This window comes from Pseudobacteroides cellulosolvens ATCC 35603 = DSM 2933 (assembly GCF_001262605.1).
GTDB lineage: Bacteria > Bacillota > Clostridia > Acetivibrionales > DSM-2933 > Pseudobacteroides > Pseudobacteroides cellulosolvens.
The window spans coordinates 2,808,917-2,835,740 of record NZ_LGTC01000001.1; the positions used below are offsets into that span (position 1 = coordinate 2,808,917).

24 protein-coding genes and 1 pseudogene are annotated in these 26,824 nt (G+C 34.6%); 13 read left to right on the forward strand and 12 right to left on the reverse strand.

The genetic code is table 11. The features are described from left to right. Nucleotides 1-77 precede the first annotated feature (77 nt). A complete protein-coding gene (locus Bccel_RS11325; RefSeq protein ID WP_050753387.1) occupies nt 78-554 on the reverse strand; it encodes a hypothetical protein in 477 nt (158 codons plus the stop codon). 437 nt (nt 555-991) lie between these two features. On the opposite strand from Bccel_RS11325, the gene Bccel_RS11330 reads away from it, so the two are divergent. Further along, nucleotides 992-1,522 (forward strand): DUF6648 family protein, encoded by a 531-nt coding sequence (locus Bccel_RS11330; protein ID WP_036941676.1) that lies wholly within the window; start codon nt 992-994, stop codon nt 1,520-1,522. Between the two features lie 286 nt (nt 1,523-1,808). Here Bccel_RS11330 and lon read toward each other — a convergent pair whose 3' ends face one another. The 3 genes from lon to corA form a co-directional block, all read right to left on the reverse strand. After that, nucleotides 1,809-4,256, reverse strand: a complete 2,448-nt coding sequence (lon, locus tag Bccel_RS11335; protein WP_036941674.1) for an endopeptidase La — start codon at nt 4,254-4,256, stop codon at nt 1,809-1,811. Between the two features lie 321 nt (nt 4,257-4,577). Then, entirely contained in the window at nt 4,578-5,213 is a 636-nt protein-coding gene (locus Bccel_RS11340; RefSeq protein ID WP_036941671.1) for a class II aldolase/adducin family protein, read from the reverse strand. A gap of 12 nt (nt 5,214-5,225) precedes the next feature. Beyond that, nucleotides 5,226-6,290, reverse strand: a complete 1,065-nt coding sequence (gene corA / locus Bccel_RS11345; RefSeq protein ID WP_036941668.1) for a magnesium/cobalt transporter CorA — start codon at nt 6,288-6,290, stop codon at nt 5,226-5,228. A 327-nt stretch (nt 6,291-6,617) separates the two neighbouring features. On the opposite strand from corA, the gene dapF reads away from it, so the two are divergent. The 6 genes and pseudogenes from dapF (at nt 6,618) to aat (ending at nt 13,268) form a co-directional block, all read left to right on the forward strand. Further along, the gene (gene dapF / locus Bccel_RS11350; protein WP_036941665.1) at nt 6,618-7,451 is read left to right on the forward strand and encodes a diaminopimelate epimerase; all 834 of its coding nucleotides are present in this window, start codon (nt 6,618-6,620) and stop codon (nt 7,449-7,451) included. A 50-nt stretch (nt 7,452-7,501) separates the two neighbouring features. Beyond that, nucleotides 7,502-8,737: an LL-diaminopimelate aminotransferase gene (locus Bccel_RS11355; protein WP_036941662.1), complete on the forward strand. Its 1,236-nt coding sequence runs from the start codon at nt 7,502-7,504 to the stop codon at nt 8,735-8,737. Between the two features lie 237 nt (nt 8,738-8,974). Beyond that, nucleotides 8,975-9,628 (forward strand): metal-dependent hydrolase, encoded by a 654-nt coding sequence (locus tag Bccel_RS11360; protein ID WP_050753388.1) that lies wholly within the window; start codon nt 8,975-8,977, stop codon nt 9,626-9,628. A gap of 347 nt (nt 9,629-9,975) precedes the next feature. Continuing rightward, a complete protein-coding gene (locus Bccel_RS11365) occupies nt 9,976-10,275 on the forward strand; it encodes an ATP-dependent Clp protease adaptor ClpS (RefSeq protein WP_036941660.1) in 300 nt (99 codons plus the stop codon). A gap of 47 nt (nt 10,276-10,322) precedes the next feature. After that, nucleotides 10,323-12,598, forward strand: a pseudogene (clpA, locus tag Bccel_RS11370) (ATP-dependent Clp protease ATP-binding subunit ClpA). A 1-nt stretch (nt 12,599) separates the two neighbouring features. Beyond that, complete coding sequence (aat, locus tag Bccel_RS11375; protein ID WP_036941654.1) at nt 12,600-13,268, forward strand: leucyl/phenylalanyl-tRNA--protein transferase; 669 nt, start codon at nt 12,600-12,602, stop codon at nt 13,266-13,268. 57 nt (nt 13,269-13,325) lie between these two features. Here aat and Bccel_RS11380 read toward each other — a convergent pair whose 3' ends face one another. From Bccel_RS11380 to Bccel_RS11400, 5 genes are all read right to left on the reverse strand, one after another. After that, entirely contained in the window at nt 13,326-14,279 is a 954-nt protein-coding gene (locus Bccel_RS11380) for a GerMN domain-containing protein (protein ID WP_050753389.1), read from the reverse strand. 96 nt (nt 14,280-14,375) lie between these two features. Then, the gene (deoC, locus tag Bccel_RS11385) at nt 14,376-15,059 is read right to left on the reverse strand and encodes a deoxyribose-phosphate aldolase (RefSeq protein ID WP_081926914.1); all 684 of its coding nucleotides are present in this window, start codon (nt 15,057-15,059) and stop codon (nt 14,376-14,378) included. A 43-nt stretch (nt 15,060-15,102) separates the two neighbouring features. Then, entirely contained in the window at nt 15,103-15,396 is a 294-nt protein-coding gene (locus tag Bccel_RS11390) for an ArsR/SmtB family transcription factor (protein WP_036941646.1), read from the reverse strand. 85 nt (nt 15,397-15,481) lie between these two features. Then, nucleotides 15,482-16,012 carry a ribonuclease H-like YkuK family protein gene (locus tag Bccel_RS11395; RefSeq protein ID WP_050753390.1) on the reverse strand — a complete coding sequence of 177 codons (531 nt, stop codon included), beginning with the start codon at nt 16,010-16,012 and terminating at the stop codon, nt 15,482-15,484. A gap of 353 nt (nt 16,013-16,365) precedes the next feature. Beyond that, nucleotides 16,366-17,244: an NAD(P)/FAD-dependent oxidoreductase gene (locus tag Bccel_RS11400; protein WP_036941643.1), complete on the reverse strand. Its 879-nt coding sequence runs from the start codon at nt 17,242-17,244 to the stop codon at nt 16,366-16,368. Nucleotides 17,245-17,852: 608 nt separating this feature from the next. Here Bccel_RS11400 and Bccel_RS11405 point away from each other — a divergent pair. The 3 genes from Bccel_RS11405 to Bccel_RS11415 are packed head-to-tail and all read left to right on the forward strand — an operon-like array spanning nt 17,853 to nt 18,960. Continuing rightward, nucleotides 17,853-18,179 (forward strand): hypothetical protein, encoded by a 327-nt coding sequence (locus Bccel_RS11405; protein ID WP_036941640.1) that lies wholly within the window; start codon nt 17,853-17,855, stop codon nt 18,177-18,179. Between the two features lie 37 nt (nt 18,180-18,216). Next, a complete protein-coding gene (locus Bccel_RS11410; RefSeq protein WP_036941637.1) occupies nt 18,217-18,606 on the forward strand; it encodes a hypothetical protein in 390 nt (129 codons plus the stop codon). 15 nt (nt 18,607-18,621) lie between these two features. Further along, a complete protein-coding gene (locus Bccel_RS11415) occupies nt 18,622-18,960 on the forward strand; it encodes a hypothetical protein (protein ID WP_036941634.1) in 339 nt (112 codons plus the stop codon). Between the two features lie 60 nt (nt 18,961-19,020). Here the strand turns inward: Bccel_RS11415 and Bccel_RS11420 are convergent, their stop codons facing one another. The 3 genes from Bccel_RS11420 to Bccel_RS11430 all read right to left on the reverse strand — a co-directional run bounded on the left by Bccel_RS11420 (nt 19,021) and on the right by Bccel_RS11430 (nt 24,109). Continuing rightward, nucleotides 19,021-19,914 (reverse strand): hypothetical protein, encoded by an 894-nt coding sequence (locus tag Bccel_RS11420; protein ID WP_036941631.1) that lies wholly within the window; start codon nt 19,912-19,914, stop codon nt 19,021-19,023. A 103-nt stretch (nt 19,915-20,017) separates the two neighbouring features. After that, entirely contained in the window at nt 20,018-21,712 is a 1,695-nt protein-coding gene (locus tag Bccel_RS11425; protein ID WP_050753391.1) for an LTA synthase family protein, read from the reverse strand. Nucleotides 21,713-21,955: 243 nt separating this feature from the next. Then, complete coding sequence (locus Bccel_RS11430; RefSeq protein ID WP_036941630.1) at nt 21,956-24,109, reverse strand: Tex family protein; 2,154 nt, start codon at nt 24,107-24,109, stop codon at nt 21,956-21,958. A gap of 317 nt (nt 24,110-24,426) precedes the next feature. Between Bccel_RS11430 and galE the strand changes: the two genes are divergently transcribed. The 3 genes from galE to Bccel_RS11445 are packed head-to-tail and all read left to right on the forward strand — an operon-like array spanning nt 24,427 to nt 26,812. Then, on the forward strand, nt 24,427-25,413 hold the full coding sequence (gene galE, locus Bccel_RS11435) for a UDP-glucose 4-epimerase GalE (protein WP_036941627.1): 987 nt from the start codon (nt 24,427-24,429) through the stop codon (nt 25,411-25,413). A gap of 57 nt (nt 25,414-25,470) precedes the next feature. After that, nucleotides 25,471-26,241 carry a ribonuclease PH gene (gene rph, locus Bccel_RS11440; protein WP_036941624.1) on the forward strand — a complete coding sequence of 257 codons (771 nt, stop codon included), beginning with the start codon at nt 25,471-25,473 and terminating at the stop codon, nt 26,239-26,241. Further along, nucleotides 26,216-26,812, forward strand: a complete 597-nt coding sequence (locus tag Bccel_RS11445) for an XTP/dITP diphosphatase (RefSeq protein WP_036941621.1) — start codon at nt 26,216-26,218, stop codon at nt 26,810-26,812. Before rph ends, Bccel_RS11445 begins: the two co-directional genes overlap by 26 nt. Nucleotides 26,813-26,824 lie beyond the last annotated feature (12 nt).

The window sequence follows — 26,824 nt, forward strand, 5'->3', positions numbered from 1 at the left end:
ATTAATAGTATCTATACCAATTGTATCAATATTTTTCTGACTGTCAACAGGTTTTTGTAATATATTTTGTCCAAACTCTACAGCCCTTGCAAAACAGGGACATGGTAATTACTTGCACAACTGTTTTCTATTGGTGGCGACTCATTTGTAACAGGCTCTAACGCCGGAGCACCCCTCCATGATAGTAATTTATGGATCATTGCCCAAATAGGAACATTTTTTCTTTCACCATTTGCATCATCTTCACTTATTGCTATAGTAGACAAATATACAGAAATTATTAAAATTCCTCCTAAATACACGATAAAAATAACTGTAAATGAAAAACCTGTCCACAAATTAATATGTAATATCTCATTAATTCTGGTAGTTATGTTTAAAATCAACCCAGAAATTATTGGAAAAAGACTGCTTAAAAGAGCGACCAACATAGTGCACAATACAACTGCCATAACCTTATGCTTCTTTGTCATGCTTTTCTTATCCAGAAAATTTGCAAATAAAACAGATGACATTACAGCCAGCGTTATCGTAACTACAAAATACTGGTACATAAAGGCCCCCTTATAGTTTTTATAGTAGTTCCACATACATTAAAAAACTAATCCATTTTCTTACCATAATTCACTATACAGATTAAGAAAGACGCACTTGATACATATGGCATGTTAACGGAAAACTTTCCAAACATTACCTACCAGCTAATAATTACTTTATCCCCCTGAAAAGAACTAAATTGAAATCACCATAAATCTTGCATTTAACGTATAAACGCACAAACCAACAGATTATATAGTATAATTTTTGAAATGCCTTATAAAAATTTATAATGTAAATAATAATATCTTAAAGCTTTACATTTATATATATATAAATTAATATAATATTAACATTTTTACAAGTAAAATTTTAAAATTTATTATATTTTCGGACAAAATTCTCGCAAAATTAGCAGCAAATTTAGACATTTTTCTTCGAAAGCAGGTTATATATGATATTAAGTAAATTTGATAAATTTCTAATACACAGACAAAGCCTGATTGAGCAGTACACAAAAGGTGACATGACAAAGGATGAATTTATTGAAGCAAACTATGCTTATATTAACTCGACAGATCTTGTTCCTTTCAAGAAACTTGACAATGTGAAGAAGGCCATCTTTAATTATCAATACTACAACGTTATTGCTAAATACTATCAGAAACGTGCCCATGAACTAAGCCACAAACATGGTGCAAAAGATGATTTCCTCGAGCAGGCTAACTATTTTTACTCCAAGAAAGACCATGTTACGTTAAAACTATTACAGCTTATAGATTATCAAGGTGTTGAAGCTTATTATGTTAGAGTTAAGTCCCCTGCTTTAAAAAGAAAACTTTTCGAAATAGTTTTAAAGGACTATGATAGTCTTATTTTGCACTCAAAAAACGAAACACTACTAAACACACTTATAAGAGAAAATGTCTTTATAAACGAAACTAGGACGTCTCTCGTCGATGATTATATAAATAAACGCTATTAAAAGAATGATTGAAATATTACTTCCCGTTTTGAGCGTGTGTTCACGAGTTAAGTTAACATGAAAGCGAAATTATACGGGAAGTTATATTTTCAACATGCTTAAAGAATGATTGAAATATTACTTCCCGTTTTGAGCGTGTGTTCACGAGTTAAGTTAACACGAAAGCGAAATTATACGGGAAGTTATATTTTCAACATGCTTAAAGAATGATTAAATATAAAGCCATTAACCATAGAACTCCGTTTTATCTATGATTAATGGCTTTATTTATGCCTTTTAATCAGGCTTACTGTTCTATATTGATAATTCCCTTTTCCAGGCTGGTAACTGCTGCCTGTTCCTCTGCAATTACCTCATCGGACAACTTATCCGGCATCTTGTTTTTCAATCTTTTGAAGTTTGGCTTGGCTAGAGCTGTGCTTATAACCGTTTCCATATCTGAAGCAAGCACAAACTTAACCTTCTTTCTTACATTTTCCGGAATATCATCAATATCCTTCTTATTGTCCATTGGTACAATAACAGTATTAATTCCAGCTCTATGTGCTGCAAGAACCTTTTCCTTAAGTCCCCCGATTGGAAGCACCCTTCCCCTTAGCGTTATTTCCCCTGTCATTGCAACATTCTTCTTAACTGGAAGCCCTGTCAGTGCAGATATCATAGCAGTAGCCAATGTGATTCCTGCTGAGGGACCATCCTTCGGAATAGCACCTTCAGGTACATGAATGTGTATATCAAATTTATTGTAAAAATTCTTGTCAATATGAAGCTGATCCGCTTTAGATCTAATAAAGCTCATAGCAGCTCTCGCAGACTCCTTCATAATATCTCCCAAATGTCCTGTAAGTTCTAACTTTCCGTTTCCATCCATAAGTGATACTTCAATGGATAAAGTATCCCCTCCAACAGGTGTCCAAGCCAAACCTGTAGCTATACCTGCTTCATCCTTCTCATTTGCCTTATCATACCTGAATTTCTTAGCTCCCAAGTATTTTTCCAGCTTTTCAGAAGTTATCTTGATAGTCTTGCTCCTGGAAGAAACAATAGTCCTTGCAGCTTTCCTGCAAAGATTTGCAAACTCTCTTTCAAGACTTCTTACACCAGCTTCCCTGGTGTAATAGTTTATTACATCCCTTGCAGTATTTTCATCAATCTCTATGTTCTTTTTATCAAGTCCATGAGCCTCAATCTGCTTTGGTATAAGATATTTTAAAGCAATATTAACCTTTTCTTCCTCTGTATAACTGGAAATGTGAATAACTTCCATTCTGTCCAACAGCGGTCTTGGTATAGTCTCCAGGCTGTTTGCCGTAGTAAGGAACATAACATTTGAAAGATCAAATGGAAGCTCCATATAATGGTCACGGAAAGCAAAGTTCTGCTCACCGTCTAAAACTTCCAGCATGGCAGAAGCCGGGTCCCCTCTGAAATCACTGCTCATTTTATCGATTTCGTCAAGTAATATGAGCGGATTTTTAGTGCCCGCCTGTTTCAATGAAGCAATAATTCTGCCTGGCATAGCACCTACATAAGTACGCCTGTGTCCTCTAATCTCCGCCTCATCTTTTACTCCACCCAAAGACATTCTGACATAATTTCTGTTTAGAGCACGTGCTATTGACTTTGCAATAGATGTTTTACCTACTCCCGGAGGTCCTACCAGGCAAAGTATCGGTCCTTTCAAATTATTCTTAAGCTTTCTAACAGCTAAATACTCAACTATCCTATCTTTAACTTTTTCAAGACCATAGTGATCTTCATCAAGTATTTCTTCAGCCTTTTTCAAATCGATTACTTCTTCTGTTTCCTTATTCCAAGGCAAATCAAAAACCCAATCAAGGTATGTTCTTATTACAGAACCTTCAGCAGACCCGGACTGCATTTTTAAAAGACGGTCTAATTCCTTAAGAACCTTTTTTTCAACTTCTTCAGGGAATTCCGCTTTCTTAAGCTTCTCCTTATATTCTTCAACCTCGCCGGTAACGCCTTCCTTATCACCAAGTTCGCTCTGGATAGCTTTTAACTGCTCTCTCAAGTAATATTCCTTCTGCATTTTGTCTATTTGCTTACGAACCTTGGTATTAATGTTTTTCTCAATCTCAAGGATTTCCATTTCCTTCAAAAGAATTTCCAGTATTTTTTCCAATCTGATTTTTGGATCGAACTCGTTTAATATTTCCTGCTTCTGTTCAACCTTCAAAAATATATTGGAAGCAACCATATCGGATAACTGTCCCGGATCTTCAATTGTTGTGATGGACAGCACTGTTTCAGGAGATATCTTGTTACTAAGCCCTACATAATCTTCAAAAGCTGATAAAACTCTCCTTTTTAAGGCTTCGATCTCTACACTCTGCTTATCATCGTTCACATATATTTGCTCTTCCACCTCAGCTGCAAAAAACGGTTCATTTTGGGTAAACTCAGTGATTTCAGCTCTGCTTACCCCTTCCACAAGGACCCTAATCGTATCTCCAGGAAGCTTTAATAGCTGTTTTACCTTGGATATTGTCCCTACATTATAAACATCTTCTTCACCGGGAGAATCATTTTTTGCTTCTTTTTGTGTGACCAGAAATATAAGTTGATTGTTAATCATTGCTTCCTCTAATGCTTTAATTGATTTTACCCTGCCTACATCAAAGTGCAAGATCATATACGGAAATACCGTAAGACCTCTTAATGGCAATAAGGGCAAAATATGCTTCTTTATTACTTTTTTTGATTCGTACATTCGACACCCCTCCGCTTACACAAATTTAAACGGTACATATTTCCAATACCACATTCTACTACAATTTTCTCAATTCAAACAAATGCAGCTTTTATATTATATAAAACAACTTTTTTCGAGAGTAAGGAACATTGTTACTATTATAAACTTTTAATCGGTTTATTTCAATTATCTTAATCTGGAATACCTGGAATGATAAATTACAAATATCATTTAGTAACCTTTTTATGGCAAATGCCTGACTTAGGTATTAACATTTTTCTTATAATAATATCGTCATGAAAGAATAATTAATTATATCTAATTTTAGGGTATTTGTGCTCACAATTTAGGATTTCCCTTTCTAATTCTGTACAGTTGTTCTAGATTCTCTTCAGACAATGCCTTTCCCCCTCCAAGCATCTCCGAAAGAATAAGTACCTTTGCAATGCTCTCTGCTGCCTCCAACTTGTAGAATGCTTTATATACATCCTCTCCCATAGATAAAACGCCATGATTTGCCAGCAAAATAACATCATAATTTGCTATAAATTCCTCTACACCTCTAAATATGTCATCAGTTGACTGTGTCCCATAAGCAGCAAGAGGTATTTTATCAAAAAATACAATCATTTCAGGATATGCCTTAGTCTCTATTGATTTGTTGGCAACAGCATAGGCTGTAGTATATGGTGAATGGGAATGGATAATGCCATTGATATCAGGTCTATTGATATAGGATAAAGCATGCAGTTTCCATTCTGATGAAGGTTTCAAGTTACCCTCAATAACATTTCCATCAAGGTCTATAACAGGAATCTTTTCTTCTTTTAAAAGACATTTTGGAAAACCACTAGGTGTTATACAAATATAATTGCCGTTTCTTATTGATATGTTTCCTTCATATGTATTCACCATTTCTTTATTGTATGCTAACTTTGCAATCTCAATTAATTGGCTTTTGATGTGCTCCAACATTTATATGCCCTCCTATAACCATTTTCTCTTTTTAAAAAATAAAATCATACTTATAAAACATACCCCCATTACCATCAAAACAAACAAATAACCGTATCTAAATTTCAGCTCAGGCATGTATTCAAAATTCATACCATAGACGCCTGCAATAAAAGTTAGAGGCATAAAAAGAACAGAAAATACTGTTAAAAACTTCATGATTTCATTCATTTTATTGCTCGCAACCGACAGATACAAATCAACGATCCCTGACAGAATATCCCTGTATGTCTCGATTGTATCCATCATCTGAATAATATGATCATATACATCTCGGAGGTAAATACTTGTTGTATTGGATATTAAGCAGCACTCACGCCTTTGGAGCCCTCCAACAACTTCCCGCAATGGCCAAATAGCCTTATGCATGTATAACATTTCTCTTTTAAGTCCATGTACCTTTCTAAGGGTTTCAGGCCTGGGAGATATAACCATGGAATCCTCCGATAACTCAATCTCTTCCCCTGTTTTTTCAAGGACTAGAAAATAGCTGTCCACTATTAAATCCAATATGGCATATAAAAGATAGTCAATTCCCATTTTTCTTATATTGCTGATTCCCTTTGATATCCTTTCAATGAGAGGAATAAAAAAATTGTCCTTATTCTCCTGAAAGGTGAGTAAATAATCTTTTCCTATTATTATACTAACCTGCTCAGTTGTAATCTCATTGATATTATTATCAAAATATATCATTCTGACAACAATATATAAATATCCTTCATATTCTTCTACTTTAGGTCTTTGTCCTGTATTCTGGATATCCTCTAAAACCAAAGGATGAATACCATAAAAACTGCCTATGCTGTTAATGATATTTGAATCGTGAATGCCGTCTAAATTAATCCACCTGTAGGATGCATCCTTTTTCTTAGAAAGAGCAGCCTTTATTGGTAATGACTTTTCTATAGATAAATTATTGTCATCATAATCTACAACAGTAACAGCCGGATGTTCATTTTTTATTTCACCTATATGAATAAGGGTTCCAGGCGGCAATCCGGCTTTCTTGTACGTTCTTCCGACTTTCTTCGGCATAATATCACCCTTTTAATAAAACTTTAATGTAGTATATCATATTCTTTTACATATCAATACCTATAATTATTTAAAATATTAGCCCATCCAGTTTTAAGTTTTCATAAAAATATTTTTTTGCAATTTTCAATTATAAATCTTGCAAAATTCTTTTGATATTTCAACTGAATATGCTATAATATAAATGCTTATTGATTAATGTTAGTATTTTATACCATGGTGTTGTGGTCAGAAATTATTATATATATTAAAAGTTTAATATGGCATATATGCAAATCTCGCTGACAACAGCATTTTTAAATAAATATTATGCACCGGAGGTTTAGTATGAAATTTACAAAAATGCATGGAATCGGAAACGATTATATTTATGTTAATTGTTTGGAGGAAACAATAGAAAATCCCTCAGAAGTCTCAAAAAAAATAAGCGACAGGCACTTCGGCATAGGATCGGACGGCCTGGTAATGATATTACCGTCTTTGACAGCAGATTTTACAATGAGGATGTTTAACTCGGACGGTTCAGAGTCTGAAATGTGCGGCAATGCCATCAGATGTGTGGGGAAATTTGTATATGATAACAAGTTGACCGATAAAACCACAATATCTATTGAAACACTGGCAGGTATAAAAATTCTTGATATGCAGATAACAGATAATAAAGTAACTCTTGTTAAGGTTGATATGGGTGAACCTATATTATCTCCAGAAAAAATACCTGTTGTAAGCAGTAAGGACATTGTTATATCCCAACCTGTTCAGATTGGATCTGACATATATAAAATAACCTGTGTATCAATGGGAAATCCCCATGCGGTTACCTATGTGGATGACGTTATAAACTTCCCATTGGAAGAAGTAGGACCAAAAATGGAAACACATAATATTTTCCCAAGAAAGGTTAATGCGGAGTTTGTTGAGATAATAGACAGAAACACACTAAAAATGCGGGTATGGGAAAGAGGTGCAGGTGAAACTCTTGCGTGCGGAACCGGTGCCTGTGCTGTTCTTGTAGCATCCTGTCTCAATGGCTTGTGTGAGAGAAAGGCTGTTATTAAGCTTCTTGGCGGTGATCTAATTATTGAGTGGAATGAAAATGACAATCACGTTTATATGACAGGTCCTGCAACTAAGGTATTTGATGGCGAAATAATTATATAAAGCAAAATTTATATATTTTAAATATAAAGTAAATCTGGAAGGAGATATTTATGGCTTTAGTAAATGAAAATTATTTAAAGTTACCTGGAAGTTACTTGTTTGCAGAAATAGGCAGAAGGGTGGCAAAATTTAAGAATGATAATCCTGACGCAGATATTATCCGTTTAGGTATTGGGGATGTTACAAGAGCACTTCCTCCGGCAATAATTGAAAGCCTCCATAAAGCAGTTGACGAAATGGCTGATTTACAAACATTTAAAGGCTATGGACCTGAACAGGGTTATGATTTTCTTATACAAAAGGTAATTGAATATGATTATACTCCAAGGGGTATAAAATTGGACAACGACGAGGTTTTTATAAGTGACGGTTCAAAATGTGATACTGGTAATATTCAGGAAATATTCGGTTTGGACAATATGATCGCTGTTACCGACCCTGTTTACCCTGTTTATGTTGACACCAATGTAATGGCGGGTAGAGCTGGAGTTCTCGGCTCAGATGGTAAATTTGACAAGATTACCTATATTCCTTGTACTGCAGAGAACAAATTCATACCGGAGCTTCCTAAAAACAAAGTAGATATAATATACCTATGCTTCCCTAACAACCCGACAGGTATGACAATACCAAAATGCGAGCTAAAAAAATGGGTTGATTATGCAAAAGCAAATAAGGCAATCATTCTTTATGATGGTGCATATGAGGCATACATTCAGGAATCTGATATACCTCACAGCATTTATGAGATTGAAGGTGCTAAGGAAGTTGCAATTGAATTCCGCAGCTTCTCAAAAAATGCAGGTTTTACCGGTACAAGGTGTGCATATACTGTTGTTCCGAAGGAAGTTATGGCTTACACTAAGGACGGCGAAGCCATACAACTTAATAAGCTGTGGAACAGAAGACAGACAACCAAATTTAATGGTGTACCATATATCATCCAAAAGGGAGCTGCTGCTGTATATACTGAAGAAGGCCAAAAACAAATAAAAGCCCTGGTTGATTATTATATGACCAACGCTGCTATAATTAGGGAAGGCATAAAATCAATTGGACTGGAAGTCTTTGGCGGTGTAAACGCACCATATATATGGCTTAAAACACCAAACGGCATGGACTCATGGTCTTTCTTCGATAAACTTCTCACTGAAGCAAATATTGTAGGAACTCCAGGAGTAGGTTTTGGTCCGAGCGGTCAGGGATATTTCAGGCTTACAGCCTTTGGCAGCAAGGAAAATACAGAAAAAGCCATTGAAAGATTTAAAACCAGATTGAAAATATAATTAATAATTTATTATAAGATTAATCACTGTTAATATAAATAGCATATATTGACCACTTGTTTATTCCCATATAACATACAAGTGACTTGAAGCTTTAGTCACTTGTGTGTTATATTTTATTTTAGGCATATTTAAAGATCGCTGTCATTATACAATAATTATGCCGATATAATTTAAAGATTAAAAGTGATTGAACTTTTGAGCCATATTAAAAGCCATTTTATGGAGGTAAGTCTAATGGACCCTTTTTCACACGCTGTCATCGGTACTGCTTTATCAAAGGCAGTGGGTTATGGTATTAATTTTTCAGCACCAGAAAACATAGGACTGGTAGTAGGTTCTGTCTTCCCTGATATAGACATCGTTTTAAAAAAGTGGGGTAATTATGTATATTTAAAAAATCACCGAGCTGCAACACACTCAATAATAGGCCTTATAATATCGTCATTATTTATTTCCGTAGCACTAAGGTTAATTTATCCGGCTTCAAGCTTTCTTAGTATTTTTCTGTGCTCCATGATAGGCTGTTTGTCCCACACAGTTTCCGACATATTAAACTCCTATGGTGCAAAATTCCTCTGGCCCTTTTATAAGAGGAAATTAGCATTAAATCTTATAGTAATTATTAATCCTTTGGTAATACTTTTCCTTTTAGGGTATATATTCGGCAACAGCAGTACGGGTTTATTATCCATTCTTATATTGGGATTGTATCTACTACTGAGGTTGTTATATAAACTACTTATAAAAGATGAACTTAAAAAGGCTTATCCATCTATGAGAATTACAGCAGTCATACCTTCAATGCTGGCTACCTTCAGATGGCATTTTGTTTTGGAGGATAAGGAAGTGTTACTTGTTGGAGAAAAGAATATATTGAATGGAAAATAAATATTATAGAAAAATTCTCTAAACTTCATTATAATAAAATTGACAAGGCCTTAAATTCGACATTAGGCAGGTTTTTTACGGATTTTACTCCTGTTTTTCATGTATCGGCCGAATCAATTGGAGAAATAAACCGCTATACATTTACCGACCTTAGGTATTATTATAGAAATAATTTCTATCATCATGGTGTGCTTGAAATGGACAAGGAGGATTCAATTGTAAAATCATCATTTAAGCCATATACAATGAACAAGGAAAATAAAATTCCGGAAAGTCTTCAATGATTCACTAATCCGGTAATAGAGCATTATTATAATATTAAGCATAAAGTAAAAGGTGAGGTTTTTATGTCTGACAAAGTAATATCTAAAGAGGATATTAAAAACTTAATTAAAAAACCAAACATGTATCGAGTTATTCTATTGAATGATGACTACACTACAATGGAATTTGTGATAAATGTTTTAATGGTAGTTTTTCATAAAAGTATTACAGAAGCAACCCTAATTATGTTGGATGTCCATAAAAAGGGTAAAGGCATTGTTGGCTTGTATACCTATGACATTGCATTAACTAAGATAAATCAGGTTGAAAGTATGGCAGCAGAATCAGGATATCCGCTAAAATCTATTATGGAAAAAGAATAAGGTATAAAAAACTTTAACATTTACGACCTAGATAATAGGAGGTTAAAATGAATTTGGACAATATCGCTGATAAAATAATCTACGCGGCATATAATGAAGCAAAATTTAGAAATCATGAGTATTTTACTCCTGAACATATATTATACTCTTCACTGTTTTTTGAAGAAGGAAAAGATATCATTTTAAATTGTGGCGGAGACATTGAAGGTATAAAGAACGACCTTGACAGATTTTTCAAGGATAATATGGATGCCATTGATAATGCAGAACCTGCAGCTTCTGATGGGGTTAACTCTGTCATAAATAACGCAGCGTTCCATATGGTATCATCCGGCAAGGATCTTATAAAAATAGGCGATATTTATGCCTCGATTTTAGATCTGGAGGAGTCCTTTTCTCATTATATTCTGGAAAAAAACGGAGTAACAAGGCTAAATGTACTGCGTTATATTTCCCATGGTGATTCCGATATGGATTCGGATTCTGAAGAATTTATAGAGGAAATGGAAGAAGAAATAGAAGAGGAAATGGGGTATTCTGATACCGATGATAAACCCAAAAAACAGAAATTCCTTGAAAAGTATACCGTAAACCTGATTGAAAAGGCTAAAAACGGTGATATAGATCCCCTTATCGGAAGGAAGGATATCATACAGAGAACTATTCAGGTTCTTGCAAGAAGAATTAAAAACAACCCTGTGCATGTAGGTGATCCGGGTGTTGGTAAAACAGCAGTTACCGAAGGCCTTGCCAGCATGATATATAATGGAGAGGTTCCTAAATCTCTTAAGGACAGCAACATTTATTCTCTTGATATGGGTTCATTGCTTGCAGGAACCAAATACAGAGGGGATTTTGAAGAACGAATTAAAAAGTTTTAAATGAAATTGAAGAGCTAGGCAATGCTATTGTATATATTGATGAAATTCATAATGTAGTTGGAGCAGGATCTGTTTCAGGTTCAATGGATGCATCAAACATATTAAAGCCCTTTCTTACCTCGGGAAAGATGAGATTTATAGGCTCAACCACCTATGAAGAGTATAAAAAGTATTTCGACAAGGACAGGGCATTATCAAGAAGATTTCAAAAAATTGAGATACTTGAACCATCCATTGACGAAACTAAACTTATATTAAATGGATTAAAGGAAAAATACGAAGGCTTCCATAGCGTTAAATACACAGATGAAGCCATAAACTTAGCTGCAGAATTGTCTGCAAAATATATTAATGACAGGTATCTGCCTGACAAAGCTATTGACCTCATTGATGAATCCGGTGCTTATGCCAGATTGACCGGAAATGAAGATGAAGAAATATTAATTACAGGTAAGGACATTGAGAGAACACTTTCCCAAATTGCCAAAATACCCGAGCAAAGTATTTCAGGTAATGAAATCTCAAAACTTAAAGACCTTGAGATGAACCTTAAATCAAATATATTTGGACAGGATCATGCTATTGAAACAGTTGTCAGGGCTATAAAAATGTCTAGGGCCGGGTTTCTTGAGGGAGAAAAGCCTGTTGCTTCACTACTTTTTGTCGGTCCTACAGGTGTCGGTAAAACAGAAATATCAAAACAACTGGCTAATTCAATGGGCATACCTCTTGTCCGTTTTGACATGAGTGAATACCAGGAGAAGCACACAGTAGCAAGGCTCATTGGTGCACCTCCCGGATATGTAGGCTATGAAGAGGGCGGCCTATTGACAGACTCTATAAGGAAAACACCATATTGTGTATTGCTCCTTGATGAAATAGAAAAGGCTCATCCCGACATTTATAATGTGCTTTTGCAGATTATGGATTATTCAACTTTAACAGATAATACCGGAAAAAAAGCTGATTTTAGGAATGTTATCATCATAATGACGTCCAATGCAGGGGCAAGAGAAGTTGGAAAAGCATTGATCGGCTTTGAAAACAAGCAGGTTGATAAAAGCTCTATTACAAAAGAGGTTGAACGCACTTTCTTACCTGAATTCAGAAACAGGCTTGATGAAATAGTCGTGTTTAATCATATCAATGAAGAAATGGCTTCTCTGATTGCAAGAAAGGCAATGCGTGATTTTGAAGCAAAGCTCATTTCAAAGAATATTAGCCTTAAGGTAACTGAAGGCTGCTATAAATGGCTCTCTAATAAAGGCCTTTCATCAATTTTCGGTGCAAGGGAAATATTAAGAGTGGTTCAGGATAAGGTTAAGACACTGCTCGTAGATGAAGTACTTTTTGGAAAGCTTAGTAACGGCGGTACTGCTGTCATAGATGTAAAAAATAATGAAATTTTTATAACATATAAACATACGAAAAGGAAGACCTAAAATGCCAGTTTATCTACTATCAAATAAACTTGTTTTTCCACATCCTTCACTATCAAACGAAGACGGTTTGCTAGCAGTTGGAGGTGACTTATCATGTGAAAGGCTTTGTCTTGCTTATGAAAACGGCATATTTCCATGGTATTCCGAAAAGCCGGTGTTGTGGTGGTCTCCCGATCCACGTTTTGTACTTTTTCCAAAGGACCTCAAAGTATCGAAGTCCATGAAAAAATTCCTAAAAAAAGGCTATTACAAAGTAACCTTTGACACATGCTTTAAAGATGTTATTACAAACTGCGGATATACACGCAAGGATGACACTTGGATCGACAATGATATGATTGAAAGCTATTGTACCCTGCATAAGCTTGGAATAGCTCATTCAGTCGAAACCTGGTACGAAGATAAGCTTGTAGGCGGTTTATACGGATTATCAATGGGAAGTTGTTTCTTTGGTGAATCCATGTTCTCAATTATGGATAATGCTTCTAAAACAGCCTTTATAAAGTTAATTGAAACAATCAATTTTTCTTTAATTGATTGTCAAATATATTCACAGCATTTAGAATCATTAGGTGCAATTAATATAAAAAGATCTGAATTTTTGGAACTCCTTGCCCAAGGCCTTGAAGAAACATCGAAAATAGGCAGCTGGAGCCATCTTAGCAATTAAAATCAAACGTCAAAAAGGGATGCACCCAAGAAGAGTTTTGCTGCATCCCTTAATATATTATTCTAAAATCGTACCATCGGAATCCACAGTAATATTTGACATATCACTGCTAAAGCTTTGATCTGACTCCTCCATATCAAGTCCTGAACCAGACTTTTTAGAATTATTCTCCTTACTTGAATCTTTGCTTGATTTATCTTTAACAGATTTATCTTTATCAGAATTATCCTTATTTGAATTGTCTTTATCCTTATTCGGGTCATTTTTACTTGTTTCGGATTTATTCTGGTTATCTTTATCTTTTTCTGGATCATTATTGTCTAATTTATCTTTGTCAGCAATGCTATCATTATCTGAAGAGGATGCTCCCAAATCGCTGGAACTTTCTGCAGTTTCTGAATCAGATGTAACCTCATTGCTTATAATTGATACATTTCTCGGAAAAGCTGCATCAAACTTAAAGAATCCCTTATATGTCTCACACACTTTACCATTAATTAAAAATTTAACCTCTTGGATATCTTTTATCTCTGTCAATGAATTAACAATTGAATAAATTGTCAGCCTCTCAGCTTCCTTTCCGCCTGGATGTTTATCGACAAAATCCTTGGATAGATTAACAGTAGCTACTCCTGATTTAATAGGCACACTGCTTTTTATCAGTTTTGTATCTTCAGGTATGGTAGCTTTTAATCCCTTTTTGGTAGGTCCATTGATAAGCTCTTTAACAACAATACCAGCCAGATTATTTACACTTTTTTTGGCTTCACTAATTGGAATATGTCTTACTTCAAGCTTTAGCTTGGAACTGTCTTCATTTGCAAAATACAGGTGAATGGGTACTTTATCGGAAAGTTTTTTCGCTTCTTCCTCACCTATAGCAACACTGCTTGCAGGCTGTAATTCATCAGACCCATCCTTTTCAATTCCAAGCTTCTGTAAAATACCACACCCAACAAACACTGATACAATAAATAAACAGCATATGATGATACTTAACGTTTTTCGCACTGTCCGGCACCTCGCAAATTATTCTTTATAGAATATTTCTATGCCGACCATTCTTGTGATATTCATTTAGGAATAACTAAATTTATTAATCATACCTTAATACAGACTTTTATCTTGCTTATCAACACCTGTAAGTATCTGTTCTGTGGAACTTGTACCTAATCTATGGCACCCCAACTCAATAAATCCAATTGCCTGATCCAGTGTTTTTATACCTCCAGAAGCTTTAACCTTAATATGAGGCCCTACAACATTCTTCATCAGAACAATATCATTTGGTGCTGCCCCACTGCCGTTAAATCCGGTTGATGTCTTCACATAATCGCTTCCTGCTTCCTCTGAAAGCCTGCAGGCAATTTTTTTATTCTCATCGTCAAGCAATGAGGTTTCAATTATTACTTTTAAAATTACATTTTTTGAATGTGCCGCCTTTGCCACCGCTTCAATATCATTTTTGACATAAATGTAATCACCTGATAGAAGCTTTCCGATATTTATTACCATGTCAAGCTCTAAAGCACCATGTTCAATAGCCTCAAAAGCTTCAGCCACCTTACATGCCGTTGTTGTTCCACCATGCGGAAAACCGATAACCGTGCTTACCATTACATCTGAACCTTTTAGAAAGCTATGTGCCAGCTTAACATGGCACGGCTTCACACATACAGACGCTACATCAAATCTCAATGCAATATTACATTCTCTCTCTACATCAGCATCTGTAGCATCTGGCTTTAATACTGCATGATCAATTGTTTTAGCAATTAATTTATTATCCAAGATTCAACCTCCGTTTAATCATTATATCTAAATTAAGTCATTCCTAATCACAAATATCTTTAGAGGAATTAAATAGAATATTAATGATGTCCACCACTTCATCATCTACAACTTTATAACAGACCTCCAACCCATTTCTTTTTCCTTCAATTATTCCAGCTGTTCTTAACTTAGCAATATGTTGAGAAACTGTAGACTGAGGCAAACCAAGGCATTCCTGAATCTTTGTAACATTGCAATTGTTTCCAATCAGCCCTTTAACGATGCATAACCTCTGAGGATGAGAAATGACTTTTAACTTTTCAGCTTTTTCTTCATATTTTTTTAAATCTTCCACACCACTAACCTCCGTTTAGAAATAATATTCCAACGGATAGTATTATACCATAACATTTACCATCAGCATAGTTTATCCATGGATTTCAAATAGCTTTTGTATATTTGTCTGCAAAATGGCTTGCACAATAACTATCAGGCTTGATTTTCGGAACAAAGTCCAACCCCTTAACCATTCCCACCATCTCATTAATCAATGATTTCGTCTTTCCCCGAGTACCGATATCTATATGGAATTCAAACGAAACATTATCACTTCCAACCGCTTTTCTAATGTTTTGAATCTTTTCTTCATTAAACATATACGCCAACTGCAAAGTTAAACATGTTTCCAAGTATATTTTCTCTCTTAAATTAGTAATAGCTCTCGGATATTCAGTTTTGTGCAGAAAGCCGGTTGCACCCCTTCCTACTCTGTGAACATGAACACAAGACACAAATACCGTATGACTTCCAACCTGCGAGTCTGTACCGATAGAAATTTTATACAAGCTATTTATGTCCGACTTTATAAAATTGATTATGCTTTCGTATACCTGGTTAAAATTTAGATAGTCACTGTTTAATCCCCTAAAAACCGTTTTGTCATCAATTATTAGTAAATCCTCATGCAACACGTGGAATATCCCTCCTTTATATCAAGGCTTAACCAAATTATTAAAGCTCTGTGAAATTTAATCACAGAGCCTTTTATACAGATTTAAATAAATGCTTGTATACAAAACAGCACTAAAGTACAAATTGATTTTTTGTAGTCTTTTTCCTCAAACTTCATACCAATCAACTCCGAGGAGATTTAATTGAAATACTACCCAATGTAAAACTCAATAAAACTTTTTATATATAAGATAATATTATCATAGCAATAATCCAATCTCAAGAACAAAATCAGGAAATGATTTTGCAACCTTAATCGTTGTCGTGGGAAGTTTTGGTGTAGAATACACCTTAATTTCCTAGACATACAAAATCAGGAAGCGGTATTCCTTACAAACTCAATTATCTTTCTTCCTGCTAAAGCACCCTGTCCTACCGCAGTAGCTATTTGCTTGAATCCTCCCGTGCAGTCACCGGCGGCAAATAACCCGTCTATATTAGTCTGCATATCGGAATTCACAAGAATGGAGCCATCCTGGGTAAGAACCCCAAGTTTTCTTGCGAAGTCGATACTTGAAGCACTCTCATATGCAACAAACAGACCATCAATGTTCTTCTGATCACCATCATTAAATACTATCCTTTGCAGAAAATCCTTGCCTTCAATGCTTACAACCGGCTTTTTATTCATATTAAACTTTTTTGCCTCATTCTGGAATTCTTTTGAAAATTCAGGAGCAAAACCATTGGTAAAAATTGTGATATCCTTTGTATATGCCAGAAGTTCCAAAGCCTCATGTACTGCATAATCCTTATACCCAAGGACTCCAACCTTTAAATCATTATAGAAAAATCCATCGCATGTGGAACAATAACTGACTCCATTCCCTTCAAATTCCTTTAAGTTTTTGATGTTTATTTTCTTTTGTTTTTGTCCGGTTGCCATCAGAACTGCTTTAGCAGAAAACTGTCTTTTAGCCGTTGTAACCAAAAAGTTCTCATCCTTTTTGATTTCAATAACTTCATCTTCAACAATTTCTCCTCCAAGCCTTAAGGCCTGTTCTACTCCCTGCTTTAATAAGTATTGTCCGCTTATAGGTTCTGAAAAGCCATAATAGTTTTCTATCTTTTCCGTCTTTGCAAGAGCACTTTCATTCATACCTATAATGAGTGTTTTCAGATTTGCTCTTATTGTATATAGGGAAGCTGATATTCCAGCAGGACCCTTTCCGATTATAATAACATCATACATTCTATTATCCTCCATAGTGTATCTTAAAAACAGTTAAGGTATGATTTAAAAATCACTTCCGTTTTATTTGTATTATAAATATTTTACCACCATATTAAATAAAGTGTAACATTTTTTTAGCTTTCATAATATTATGTAAATATACAAGTCACTATAAGGGAGTGATTTTAATGACTTCATATAAATCTAAAGATTCCAACACTGAGCTGTTATTTTTTATAATCATTTTTTTACTGCTTTTTTACGATGACAGTTTCTTAAGAACCCACAAAATAGGATGCTCTATAAAGTCAACAAATAAAGACAGTTCAATATTATTCTTTATATTAGTATTTTTACTATTGTTTTATTAAGTATAGTTATAGTGCCCAATTAACAATTTGTTATATTAAAATGTAAAGATTAACCATTTTAGGCATGTTGAAAATATAACTTCCCGTATAATTTCCCTTTCGTGCTTACTTAACTCGTGAACACACGCTCAAAAGGAAGTAATATTTCAATCATGCCTAAATATAATTTGTTAGTTCCTAATATAATAAATTGTAACATAAATGGATCTATATTCATTTATTACAAATATAGTTAAATGGAAAGGGCTGATGATTATGAATAATCCATTCAATAAAAAACTGAGCGAACTCTTTGGCAAGATGGATGAAAAGGTATTGCAGGCAAGGCTTTCTGCCGCCATGGATATGCTTCAAAAAGGAGATGCTGAAGAGTTGGCCAAAAAACTTAACAAGGTTGATAAAGAAGAACTCTTAAGTAAAATAAATGAGATTGATGATTCCAAGCTCAAATCCTTGAACCTCAATAAAGATGAACTGAGCAAAAGGATTAATGAGGAGGATCTCTCCAAATTATCTGCACTCATAGGTGACCGTGGAGATGAAATTATAAGTAGAATTAAGGAATTAATAAACAAATCCTGAATATACTTATACAAAAGCTCTTTAGGAGGAACATTGGATGAGCGATGACCTTAACAAGAAAATTAGGCAAATTACTGATATATTAGGCCAGGAAAACCTTCCTGATAATGTAAAGGGGCTTCTTACTCTTCTAGCTGGATCAGATAAATCAAATGAAAAAGAGGCCCCTAAAGAACTGCCTTCCGAGCCAATAAGAAATGAAAGCAGAAGCCACAGTGAAATGGAAGAAAACATGGAAATGCTTAGCAGGGCAAAAAAAATATTTGATAAGATCAATACTAAGGATGATCCAAGAATTAACCTCCTCTATTCAATGAAGCCTTTTCTTAACAACAATAGACAAAAAAAACTCGGAACTTGCATTAAACTGCTGCAAATGTATAATTTGTCGAAGTTGATGGATGATACCGATAAAAGCTTTTTATAGGAGGAGGGTATTGAAATGATTTACAGAAAAAAGCCTCCTACCAACATAAGATTCACTTATCCAGGGCCAAAGCAAAAAAGCACCTTTGATAATGAATATCATGAAGATAGTTTGCCGCAGGAACTTAAAGATATTCCGCTTCCTAATTTAGACTCCGAAAGCCCCTGCCAAAATCAAGGCAGGAGATGGAATAAAAACATACCATCGCCACTACAATTTTTACATAACAATATTGGTATTGAAGAGATAATTATACTAGGCACAATTTTTTTGTTGATAGAGGAGTCAATAGAAGATGAAATACTTCTTATAATCCTTATATATCTATTATTAGCGGGATTTGAAAGAAATTAGAATGAATAAATAAGGGGCATTTCAGCTTTTTGAAATGCCCTATTGCAAAATCCGTAGGATTTATTCATACTCCACATCTTGCGGAACATAACTTTCTGCAATTTTGTATACAGAAAACACATATGTTATAAAAAAACCAAAAAACAAAGTATTGAAAACCCAATTAGCTATAAAGCCAGCAAATTTCTTTATGTTCATGGCGAAATCAGCATCGGCGGAATTGACATTAATTTTGGCGAGGAAAAAATGACAAACCATAAATACAACTATAAATACTATGTACCTAACAGAAATTTTCCAAAAAAACTTATCCGCATTTTCCTTACCTGTCAGAAACCATCTCCTACTGTTATTTACTGATGCAGGAAACCAGAAACTGATATATGTACTGTAAAACATAAAAATGAGAAAAATAACACCTATGGTAATTACATCAACAAAAGCTGCAACTACTGTTAAATCCGCTCTACCTGAAAGCCAAGATTTTGTGATTATAACAGCAGGAACCGATGCAACTAAAGTAACAATCAGAACAATAATACTAACCAAAACTGCCCTTAAAGAAACAAATGATATTCTTAAGAAAAATTTCTTTATTCCTTCCAGGAATTCACCTTTGTATTTTTCCTTTTTTCCGACAGCATTATTGATTACATTGAAATAACCGCTAAAAATAAGACCTATCAATATAGACGCAAACAATAAAATCAATATAAAACCAATCAGTGCCTTCAATGCCGTTCCAGGATTCATCATAATATTTAATAAAATCTGAATGGAATAAATGATCATATCCAGAAAATCGCCCTTACCCAACCTGTTAAATCCCATTAAAAGAGCTGTCAGTGGATTTCTTGAATCTATAATGCTGTATACTAAAGCAATAAATCCAAAATACACCAATATAAAAGGCCGCCTTATAATTGATTGCACAGCCTTACCCAAAACCTTCATAATCCATACCTTCTTTCGCACAAATAAAACAGTTAAAACAACTCAATTATTATATCATACGGATAATTTTCAGTAAAGCTTCTCAACAAGGGATTTATAAGGTTTATCTCTTTTTAATTTTTTCTACCAGATACGACCTATCATACTTGCTTCCTTTAAACGGGATGTCTTTAGACTCACTGTTCGGATCAATTAAATCGCGACCATCTGTCTTTAATTTAAAAGAAATACCTGAATTGTTAAGAACTGTTGGAGCAATATCTAAAAATGATGCTGCTTCACGTTCATTTTTAAATTTTTTATTATCAGGAGTAATTATAATCAATGGTACAAATTCAAAATGTTTGTCGTCTTCTTTAAAAGAACCTTGCCAGTATAAATTTGAATAAAGGTTAGGAGCATGATCTCCGTATATTAAAATATAGGTATCATCATTTCTGATTTCTTCAACAAAATTTTTAATGCATTGATCAACATATGACATTGAGTTAAAATAGTTTTTAATTAGCTGAATTTCTATATCGTCATAGATGCTTTTACTAAAATAACGATTAACATTGGAAAAAGGCGTATGGCTTGTCATAGTTATTACATATGCAAGGTATGGCTCTTCCAGTTTCTTTATGGTTTCTGAAGCAAATTTAAACAGATCCTTATCAGGTGCTCCCCACCCTTTTTGTTTTAAACCCATTTTATCAATATCATAAAATTCATGAAATCCCATTTTAGGAAATGCTGAATCCCTGTTAAAGAAAACATCTGTGTTCCCGTGAAACGCAACGTTAGTATAGTATCCATCCTTCAGCTTTTTTAGCATGGAATTATTATACTTGTAATTTGATAGCTTGATAGATGGAAATTCATCTAAAGGCTCTATACTGTTAATTATTGAAAACTCACTGTCTGAAGTGCCTCCCCCCTTATGATAGCTCATTACATAAGGGTAATAAATATTTTTGTTGGCCAGTGAGTTAAGGTATGGCATTATATATTGATTCTTGTACTTTGTATTTACGATTATGGAATCCATAGCCTCCACCTGTATAAGTACAAAATTGGGGTTTTCCAATGAATTGTCGTCTTTAATCATCTGGCTGCCATATACAAATTGTTTAATAAACTGGTTTTCACTGCTTTTAATCCAAACATTTACTAGACTATTAGCCACAGTTCCGTACCATTGGACTATTGGTGACTCACCTTTAAACTTGTCGCTCATTAGAGTAGTGATAAAGTTTTTATTGTTATAATAAGTAATCTGTACTTGAACAATAACCGCTATTGTGACTAGTACAGCAACTATTCTGTACAGGAGTAATTTTTTTCTTAATTCACGTACTTTAATATAATTAAAAGCAATAAATAAAAAAGCAGGCACATCAATAAAAGCAATTAACATCTTAAAGCTCAACGGGGCAGATGAATTCTTAGCAGCTTCAAACCCCTCACTGAAAAGCGATATAAATTGCATAACGTTTAGATAGCTGTGATAATACAGATAGTATGAAAAATTAACTAATATGTAAACTATCTGTATAAGGTAAGCCAGTATAAACATGAACCTTGACTTGAAGCTCAAAACTAATACATAAGAAAGGAATACTACGACAAATGACATAATAAATTTATTCTTGAATGCATCTGCCGTTTGGGTAGGAATAATATAGTAATTGAAAAGTGTTACTTTTAATGCATTTAGTAGAAAAAATAACAGCACTGCAATTAAAATTATTATTCCTGACTTACTTGTAAGTATTGTGAAGACTTCCTTTTGGTTTTGGATAAATTTTTTAAACACTTCTTTACCTCTTTGACCCCGTAGTTTTCTCGTACGCAATAATATTTTTAAAAGCGACTAGATTTTTAACATATTTACATAAGGGCATTTCAAAAAACACATTATTCAAGTATTTTTTATGGAATATCATCAATTCAGCTTTTTGAAATGCCCCATTGACCAGTTAATTATTTGCTAATACATAATTCAATTTTATATTTATTTCATCAAAGTATCAAGATCATTATATATAATTTATCATTACTAAATATTTTTCATGCTCAGTGAAATCCTCTTTCTCTGGACTTCTACAGATAAAACCCTTACTTTCACAATATCTCCCACTGCAACAACTTCCATTGGATTTTTTACATATCTGTCACATAATTCCGATATATGGACAAGTCCATCCTGATGTACACCTATATCAACGAAAGCACCAAAATCGGCAACATTTCTAACTGTACCTGTGAGTATCATTCCAGGCTTCAAGTCCTCAATATCCAATACATCAGTCAATAAAACCGGCTTGGGAAGCTCATCTCTCGGATCACGTCCGGGTTTTAGAAGTTCATCCATTATGTCTCTTAAAGTAGGAACACCAACACCAATTTCCTCTGCTATGTTTGTAACTCCTCTTTTACTTACTTCCTCTTTTAACCCCTTAAGGTTGCCGCTAGACACATCATCCAAGGCAAATCCTGTAAGTTTTAACAGCTTTAAAACAGCATCATATGACTCGGGATGTACAGCTGTGTTATCCAATATATTTTTTCCGTCCGGAATTCTTAAAAACCCTGCACATTGTTCAAAAGCCTTGTCTCCAAGCTTCTTAACCTTTTTTATCTCCTGTCTTTTAGTGAACTTTCCGTTTTGCTCTCTATATTCAACTATATTTTTCGCTACTGTACCGTTTATTCCTGATACATACGAAAGAAGTGACGGTGATGCAGTATTAAGGTCAACTCCTACACTGTTAACAGCATCTTCAACCACCCCGCCCAAAGATTCTCCAAGCTTTTTCTGATTCATATCATGCTGATATTGACCAACTCCTATTGATTTGGGGTCAATTTTAACAAGCTCGGCAAGCGGGTCCTGGAGCCTTCTGGCGATTGAGGCTGCACTTCTTAATGCCACATCAAAATCAGGAAACTCCTCTGCTCCAAGCTTGGATGCGGAATAAACAGAAGCACCTGCCTCACTGACCACCATATAATATATTTTTTTGTCAATTTCTTTCAAAAGCTCCGATATGAATATTTCGGATTCCTTTGATGCTGTTCCGTTGCCTATTGAAATAATATCTACATTATGCTTTTCTATTAAGTGCTTAAGAACCTTTTTTGCTTCCTCTGTCTTGTTTTGAGGCGGTGTGGGATAGACAACGGTAGTCGCCAAAACCTTTCCTGTATCATCAACAACACAGATTTTACAGCCTGTCCTATAAGCTGGATCAAGTCCAAGAACGACCTTGCCCTTTACCGGAGGCTGAAGCAGTAAATTCTTAAGATTTGCCGCAAAGACCTTCATAGCTTGTTCTTCTGCACGATCTGTAAGCTCATTCCTCACTTCACGCTCAATTGATGGAAAAATCAATCTGCTGTAGGAATCTTCGGCTGCCCTTTCAACATAGTTGGATGTTACAGATTTTGTTTTTTTAACGGTATGTGCCTTCAGGTAATTGATAGGGAGCTCTTCCGGTACAGAGATTTTTACCTGTAAAAACTCATCCTTTTCTCCCCTGTTTATAGCCAATACCCTGTGATTTGCAATCTTTTGCACAGGTTCTTTGAAATCATAATACATTTTATAAACTGATTCCTCTTCCTTTTTGGCTTGGGAAATAATTGTTCCCGATTGGAAGAAAATATCCCTGATTGATTTTCTGAATGCTGCATTGTCTGAAATATTCTCCGCAATTATATCCATAGCCCCATTTAATGCATCATTTACGGTATTCACTTCTTTCTCCGGATTTATAAAAGGTTTTACTATATCATCAATAGGTCTATCCATTATTCTTTGTTCAAAAATAATATCAGCTAAAGGCTCAAGACCTTTTTCCTTAGCTACTGTAGCCCTTGTCCTTCTTTTTGGTCTGAAAGGCCTGTAAATATCATCAATTTCCTGCACCGTATTTGCTTTTGCTATGGCATTTGCCAATTCATCAGTCAATTTCCCTTGTTCATCAATAAGTCTTTTTACCTCTTCCCTTCTTGCTTTGAGATTTCTAAGGTAAACAAGCCTTTCATAAAGCTCCCTTAAAACCTGATCATTCAGCTCACCTGTAACTTCCTTCCTATACCTTGCTATAAAAGGAATTGTATTACCTTCATCAATAAGCTTAACCGTGTTTTGAACCTGAAACAGCTTTAAATTGAACTCCTTGGTTAATTGCCCGATTATATCAGCCATATGCTCCTCCAATGTATTAATTGATAACACTTTTAATATATTATATATATTTTTTAATATTAATCAATATTAAAAGTGATTAATATTGATTAATACCTAATGTAACACAGTAAATTCAACAACTACGAATAATATTACTTTAAAACAATGTAATATTATTTGTGTTAGTTATGTAAAAAATGAGTTTAATTTTTTTATAATAAATGTTATTATAATTTAAACAAGCAAAATAGCGGAAATAAACATTTATAGTGTATTATTATGATATTAGTTGGTCTTAATATATAAATATTATGTATGAAAGGTAGTGAATTAAATTGAGTATACTGGTTACAGGCGGAGCAGGATACATTGGAAGTCATACAGTAGCAGAATTATTGGAAAATAAAGAGGACGTCATAATATTGGACAGCCTGGAAAGAGGTCACAAAGAATCTGTACTAGGTGGAAAGCTCATAATTGGTGATCTTAGAGATAAGGAATTTATAAATAAAGTATTTAAAGAAAATGATATCGAAGCTGTTATACACTTTGCGGCATATATAGAGGTAGGAGAAAGTACTGTCGATCCACTTAAATTTTACAACAACAATGTTGTATCAACATTAAATCTTCTAAACGCCATGAATGAAGCTGGAGTTAAGAAAATTGTGTTCTCTTCTACTGCAGCAACTTATGGAGAACCTGAAAACATTCCCATTCTTGAAACCGATAAGACATTGCCTACCAACCCTTATGGTGAAACGAAGCTTACTGTTGAAAAAGCATTAAAATGGGCTGACAGCTGCCTTGGTATAAAGCATGTAATATTGAGATATTTTAACGCCTCAGGAGCTCATATGAGCGGCAAAATCGGAGAGGATCACAATCCTGAAACCCATCTAATACCATTAATATTGCAAGTGGCTCTCGGCAAAAGAGAAGACATAAAGATATTCGGAACTGATTATCCAACTCCTGACGGAACATGTATAAGGGACTATATCCATGTTACAGATCTTGCAAATGCCCATGTGCTTGCTCTTAATAAGCTTAGAAACGATAACAGCAGCCAAATTTACAACCTTGGTAACGGCAAGGGCTTTTCCGTTAAAGAAGTAATTGAAATTGCCCGTAAGGTAACAGGCCAGCCAATTAAGTCTGTTGTTGCACCCAAGCGTACAGGGGATCCTGCCATACTTGTTGCATCTTCAGAAAAGATCATTAAAGAGTTAAAATGGGCTCCTCGCTATAACGATCTAGAAACAATAATTGAAACAGCTTGGACTTGGCATAAAACCCATCCTAAAGGCTATAATATATAAATAATTATTTATGATGAGTGAAAAATTATTAACTAAATCAGAAAGGTAGTGACACCATTGAGATTGGATGGTAGAAATGATGCACAGCTTCGTCCTGTGAAAATAACCAGAGGCTATATAAAACATGCAGAGGGATCTGCTTTAATCGAAGTTGGAAATACAAAAGTAATTTGTACTGCTTCTATCGATGATAAAGTTCCACCCTTCAAAAAAAACTCAGGTGAAGGCTGGCTGACTGCAGAATATTCTATGCTGCCACGTGCCACCCAAACCAGAAACGCCAGGGATATAAGTAAACTTAAGCTTAACGGAAGAACTCAGGAAATTCAGAGATTAATAGGCAGAGCTATAAGATCAGTAATAAATTTCAATATTTTAGGTGAAAGAGTAATAACATTGGATTGTGATGTTATTCAAGCTGATGGAGGTACAAGGACAGCTTCCATTACAGGTGCTTTCGTTGCTACTGTTGAGGCATGTAAATATTTAATAGATAATGGCATAATTACCAAAACACCAATTATGGATTATGTTGCTGCAACAAGCGTAGGTATAGTATTTGGTCATGAAATGCTTGATCTTTGCTACGAAGAAGATTCAAGGGCAACCGTGGATATGAACGTTATAATGGCTGGTTCAGGTAAGTTTATTGAGGTTCAGGCCACTGGTGAACAGGCACCCTTCAGCAGGAACGAGTTAGATAAGCTCCTGAAGCTTTCAGAGTCCGGTATACTAAAGCTCATTGACATTCAAAAAAGTGCTTTAGGGCCATTAACCAACTATATCGGGGGAATAACAAAAGATGAAAAAGTTCATAGTAGCAACTAAGAATAAGGGAAAAATCAATGAGATATCTGAAATATTGAAAGACTTTCCATATGAAGTTTTATCAATGGAATCAGTGGGTATAAATTTAGATATTGAGGAAACCGGTTCAACATTTGAAGAAAATGCATTGATTAAAGCAAGAGAGATAAACCGTATTACAGGTGAAATTGTTATGGCGGATGATTCCGGCCTTGAGGTTGATTTTCTAAATGGTGCACCCGGAATTTATTCTGCAAGATTTGCGGGAGAAAATGCAACTGATGAAGAAAAAAACAAAAAGCTGTTGAATATGCTTAACGACGTGCCTTTTGATAAGCGTGGTGCACGTTTTGTATGTGTCATAGCCGTAGTATTTCCTGATGGAACCAGCTTTACAGTTAAAGGAACATGTGAAGGGTATATCTCGCATGAACCTAAAGGTGCTAACGGATTTGGTTATGATCCCATATTTTATGTACCGGAGTACCAAATGACAACGGCACAGATGGCATCAGAAATGAAACACATGATTAGCCACAGGGGTAAAGCATTAAGGTTAATGGTAAATGAACTGCAAAAAAGATATATATGAAAGAGATAAATG

Bases quoted from the DNA above. Each gene is read 5' to 3' on its own strand.
- Bccel_RS11445 (WP_036941621.1), top strand. From the start codon at position 26,216: ATGAAAAAGTTCATAGTAGCAACTAAGAATAAGGGAAAAATCAATGAG.
- Bccel_RS11410 (WP_036941637.1), top strand. From the start codon at position 18,217: ATGAGCGATGACCTTAACAAGAAAATTAGGCAAATTACTGATATATTA.
- aat (WP_036941654.1), top strand. From the start codon at position 12,600: ATGCCAGTTTATCTACTATCAAATAAACTTGTTTTTCCACATCCTTCA.
- Bccel_RS11325 (WP_050753387.1), bottom strand. From the start codon at position 554: ATGTACCAGTATTTTGTAGTTACGATAACGCTGGCTGTAATGTCATCT.
- Bccel_RS11420 (WP_036941631.1), bottom strand. From the start codon at position 19,914: ATGAAGGTTTTGGGTAAGGCTGTGCAATCAATTATAAGGCGGCCTTTT.
- lon (WP_036941674.1), bottom strand. From the start codon at position 4,256: ATGTACGAATCAAAAAAAGTAATAAAGAAGCATATTTTGCCCTTATTG.
- Bccel_RS11430 (WP_036941630.1), bottom strand. From the start codon at position 24,109: ATGGCTGATATAATCGGGCAATTAACCAAGGAGTTCAATTTAAAGCTG.
- dapF (WP_036941665.1), top strand. From the start codon at position 6,618: ATGAAATTTACAAAAATGCATGGAATCGGAAACGATTATATTTATGTT.
- corA (WP_036941668.1), bottom strand. From the start codon at position 6,290: ATGCCGAAGAAAGTCGGAAGAACGTACAAGAAAGCCGGATTGCCGCCT.
- Bccel_RS11365 (WP_036941660.1), top strand. From the start codon at position 9,976: ATGTCTGACAAAGTAATATCTAAAGAGGATATTAAAAACTTAATTAAA.
- Bccel_RS11400 (WP_036941643.1), bottom strand. From the start codon at position 17,244: ATGTATGATGTTATTATAATCGGAAAGGGTCCTGCTGGAATATCAGCT.
- Bccel_RS11330 (WP_036941676.1), top strand. From the start codon at position 992: ATGATATTAAGTAAATTTGATAAATTTCTAATACACAGACAAAGCCTG.
- Bccel_RS11405 (WP_036941640.1), top strand. From the start codon at position 17,853: ATGAATAATCCATTCAATAAAAAACTGAGCGAACTCTTTGGCAAGATG.
- Bccel_RS11415 (WP_036941634.1), top strand. From the start codon at position 18,622: ATGATTTACAGAAAAAAGCCTCCTACCAACATAAGATTCACTTATCCA.
- Bccel_RS11360 (WP_050753388.1), top strand. From the start codon at position 8,975: ATGGACCCTTTTTCACACGCTGTCATCGGTACTGCTTTATCAAAGGCA.
- Bccel_RS11340 (WP_036941671.1), bottom strand. From the start codon at position 5,213: ATGTTGGAGCACATCAAAAGCCAATTAATTGAGATTGCAAAGTTAGCA.
- Bccel_RS11355 (WP_036941662.1), top strand. From the start codon at position 7,502: ATGGCTTTAGTAAATGAAAATTATTTAAAGTTACCTGGAAGTTACTTG.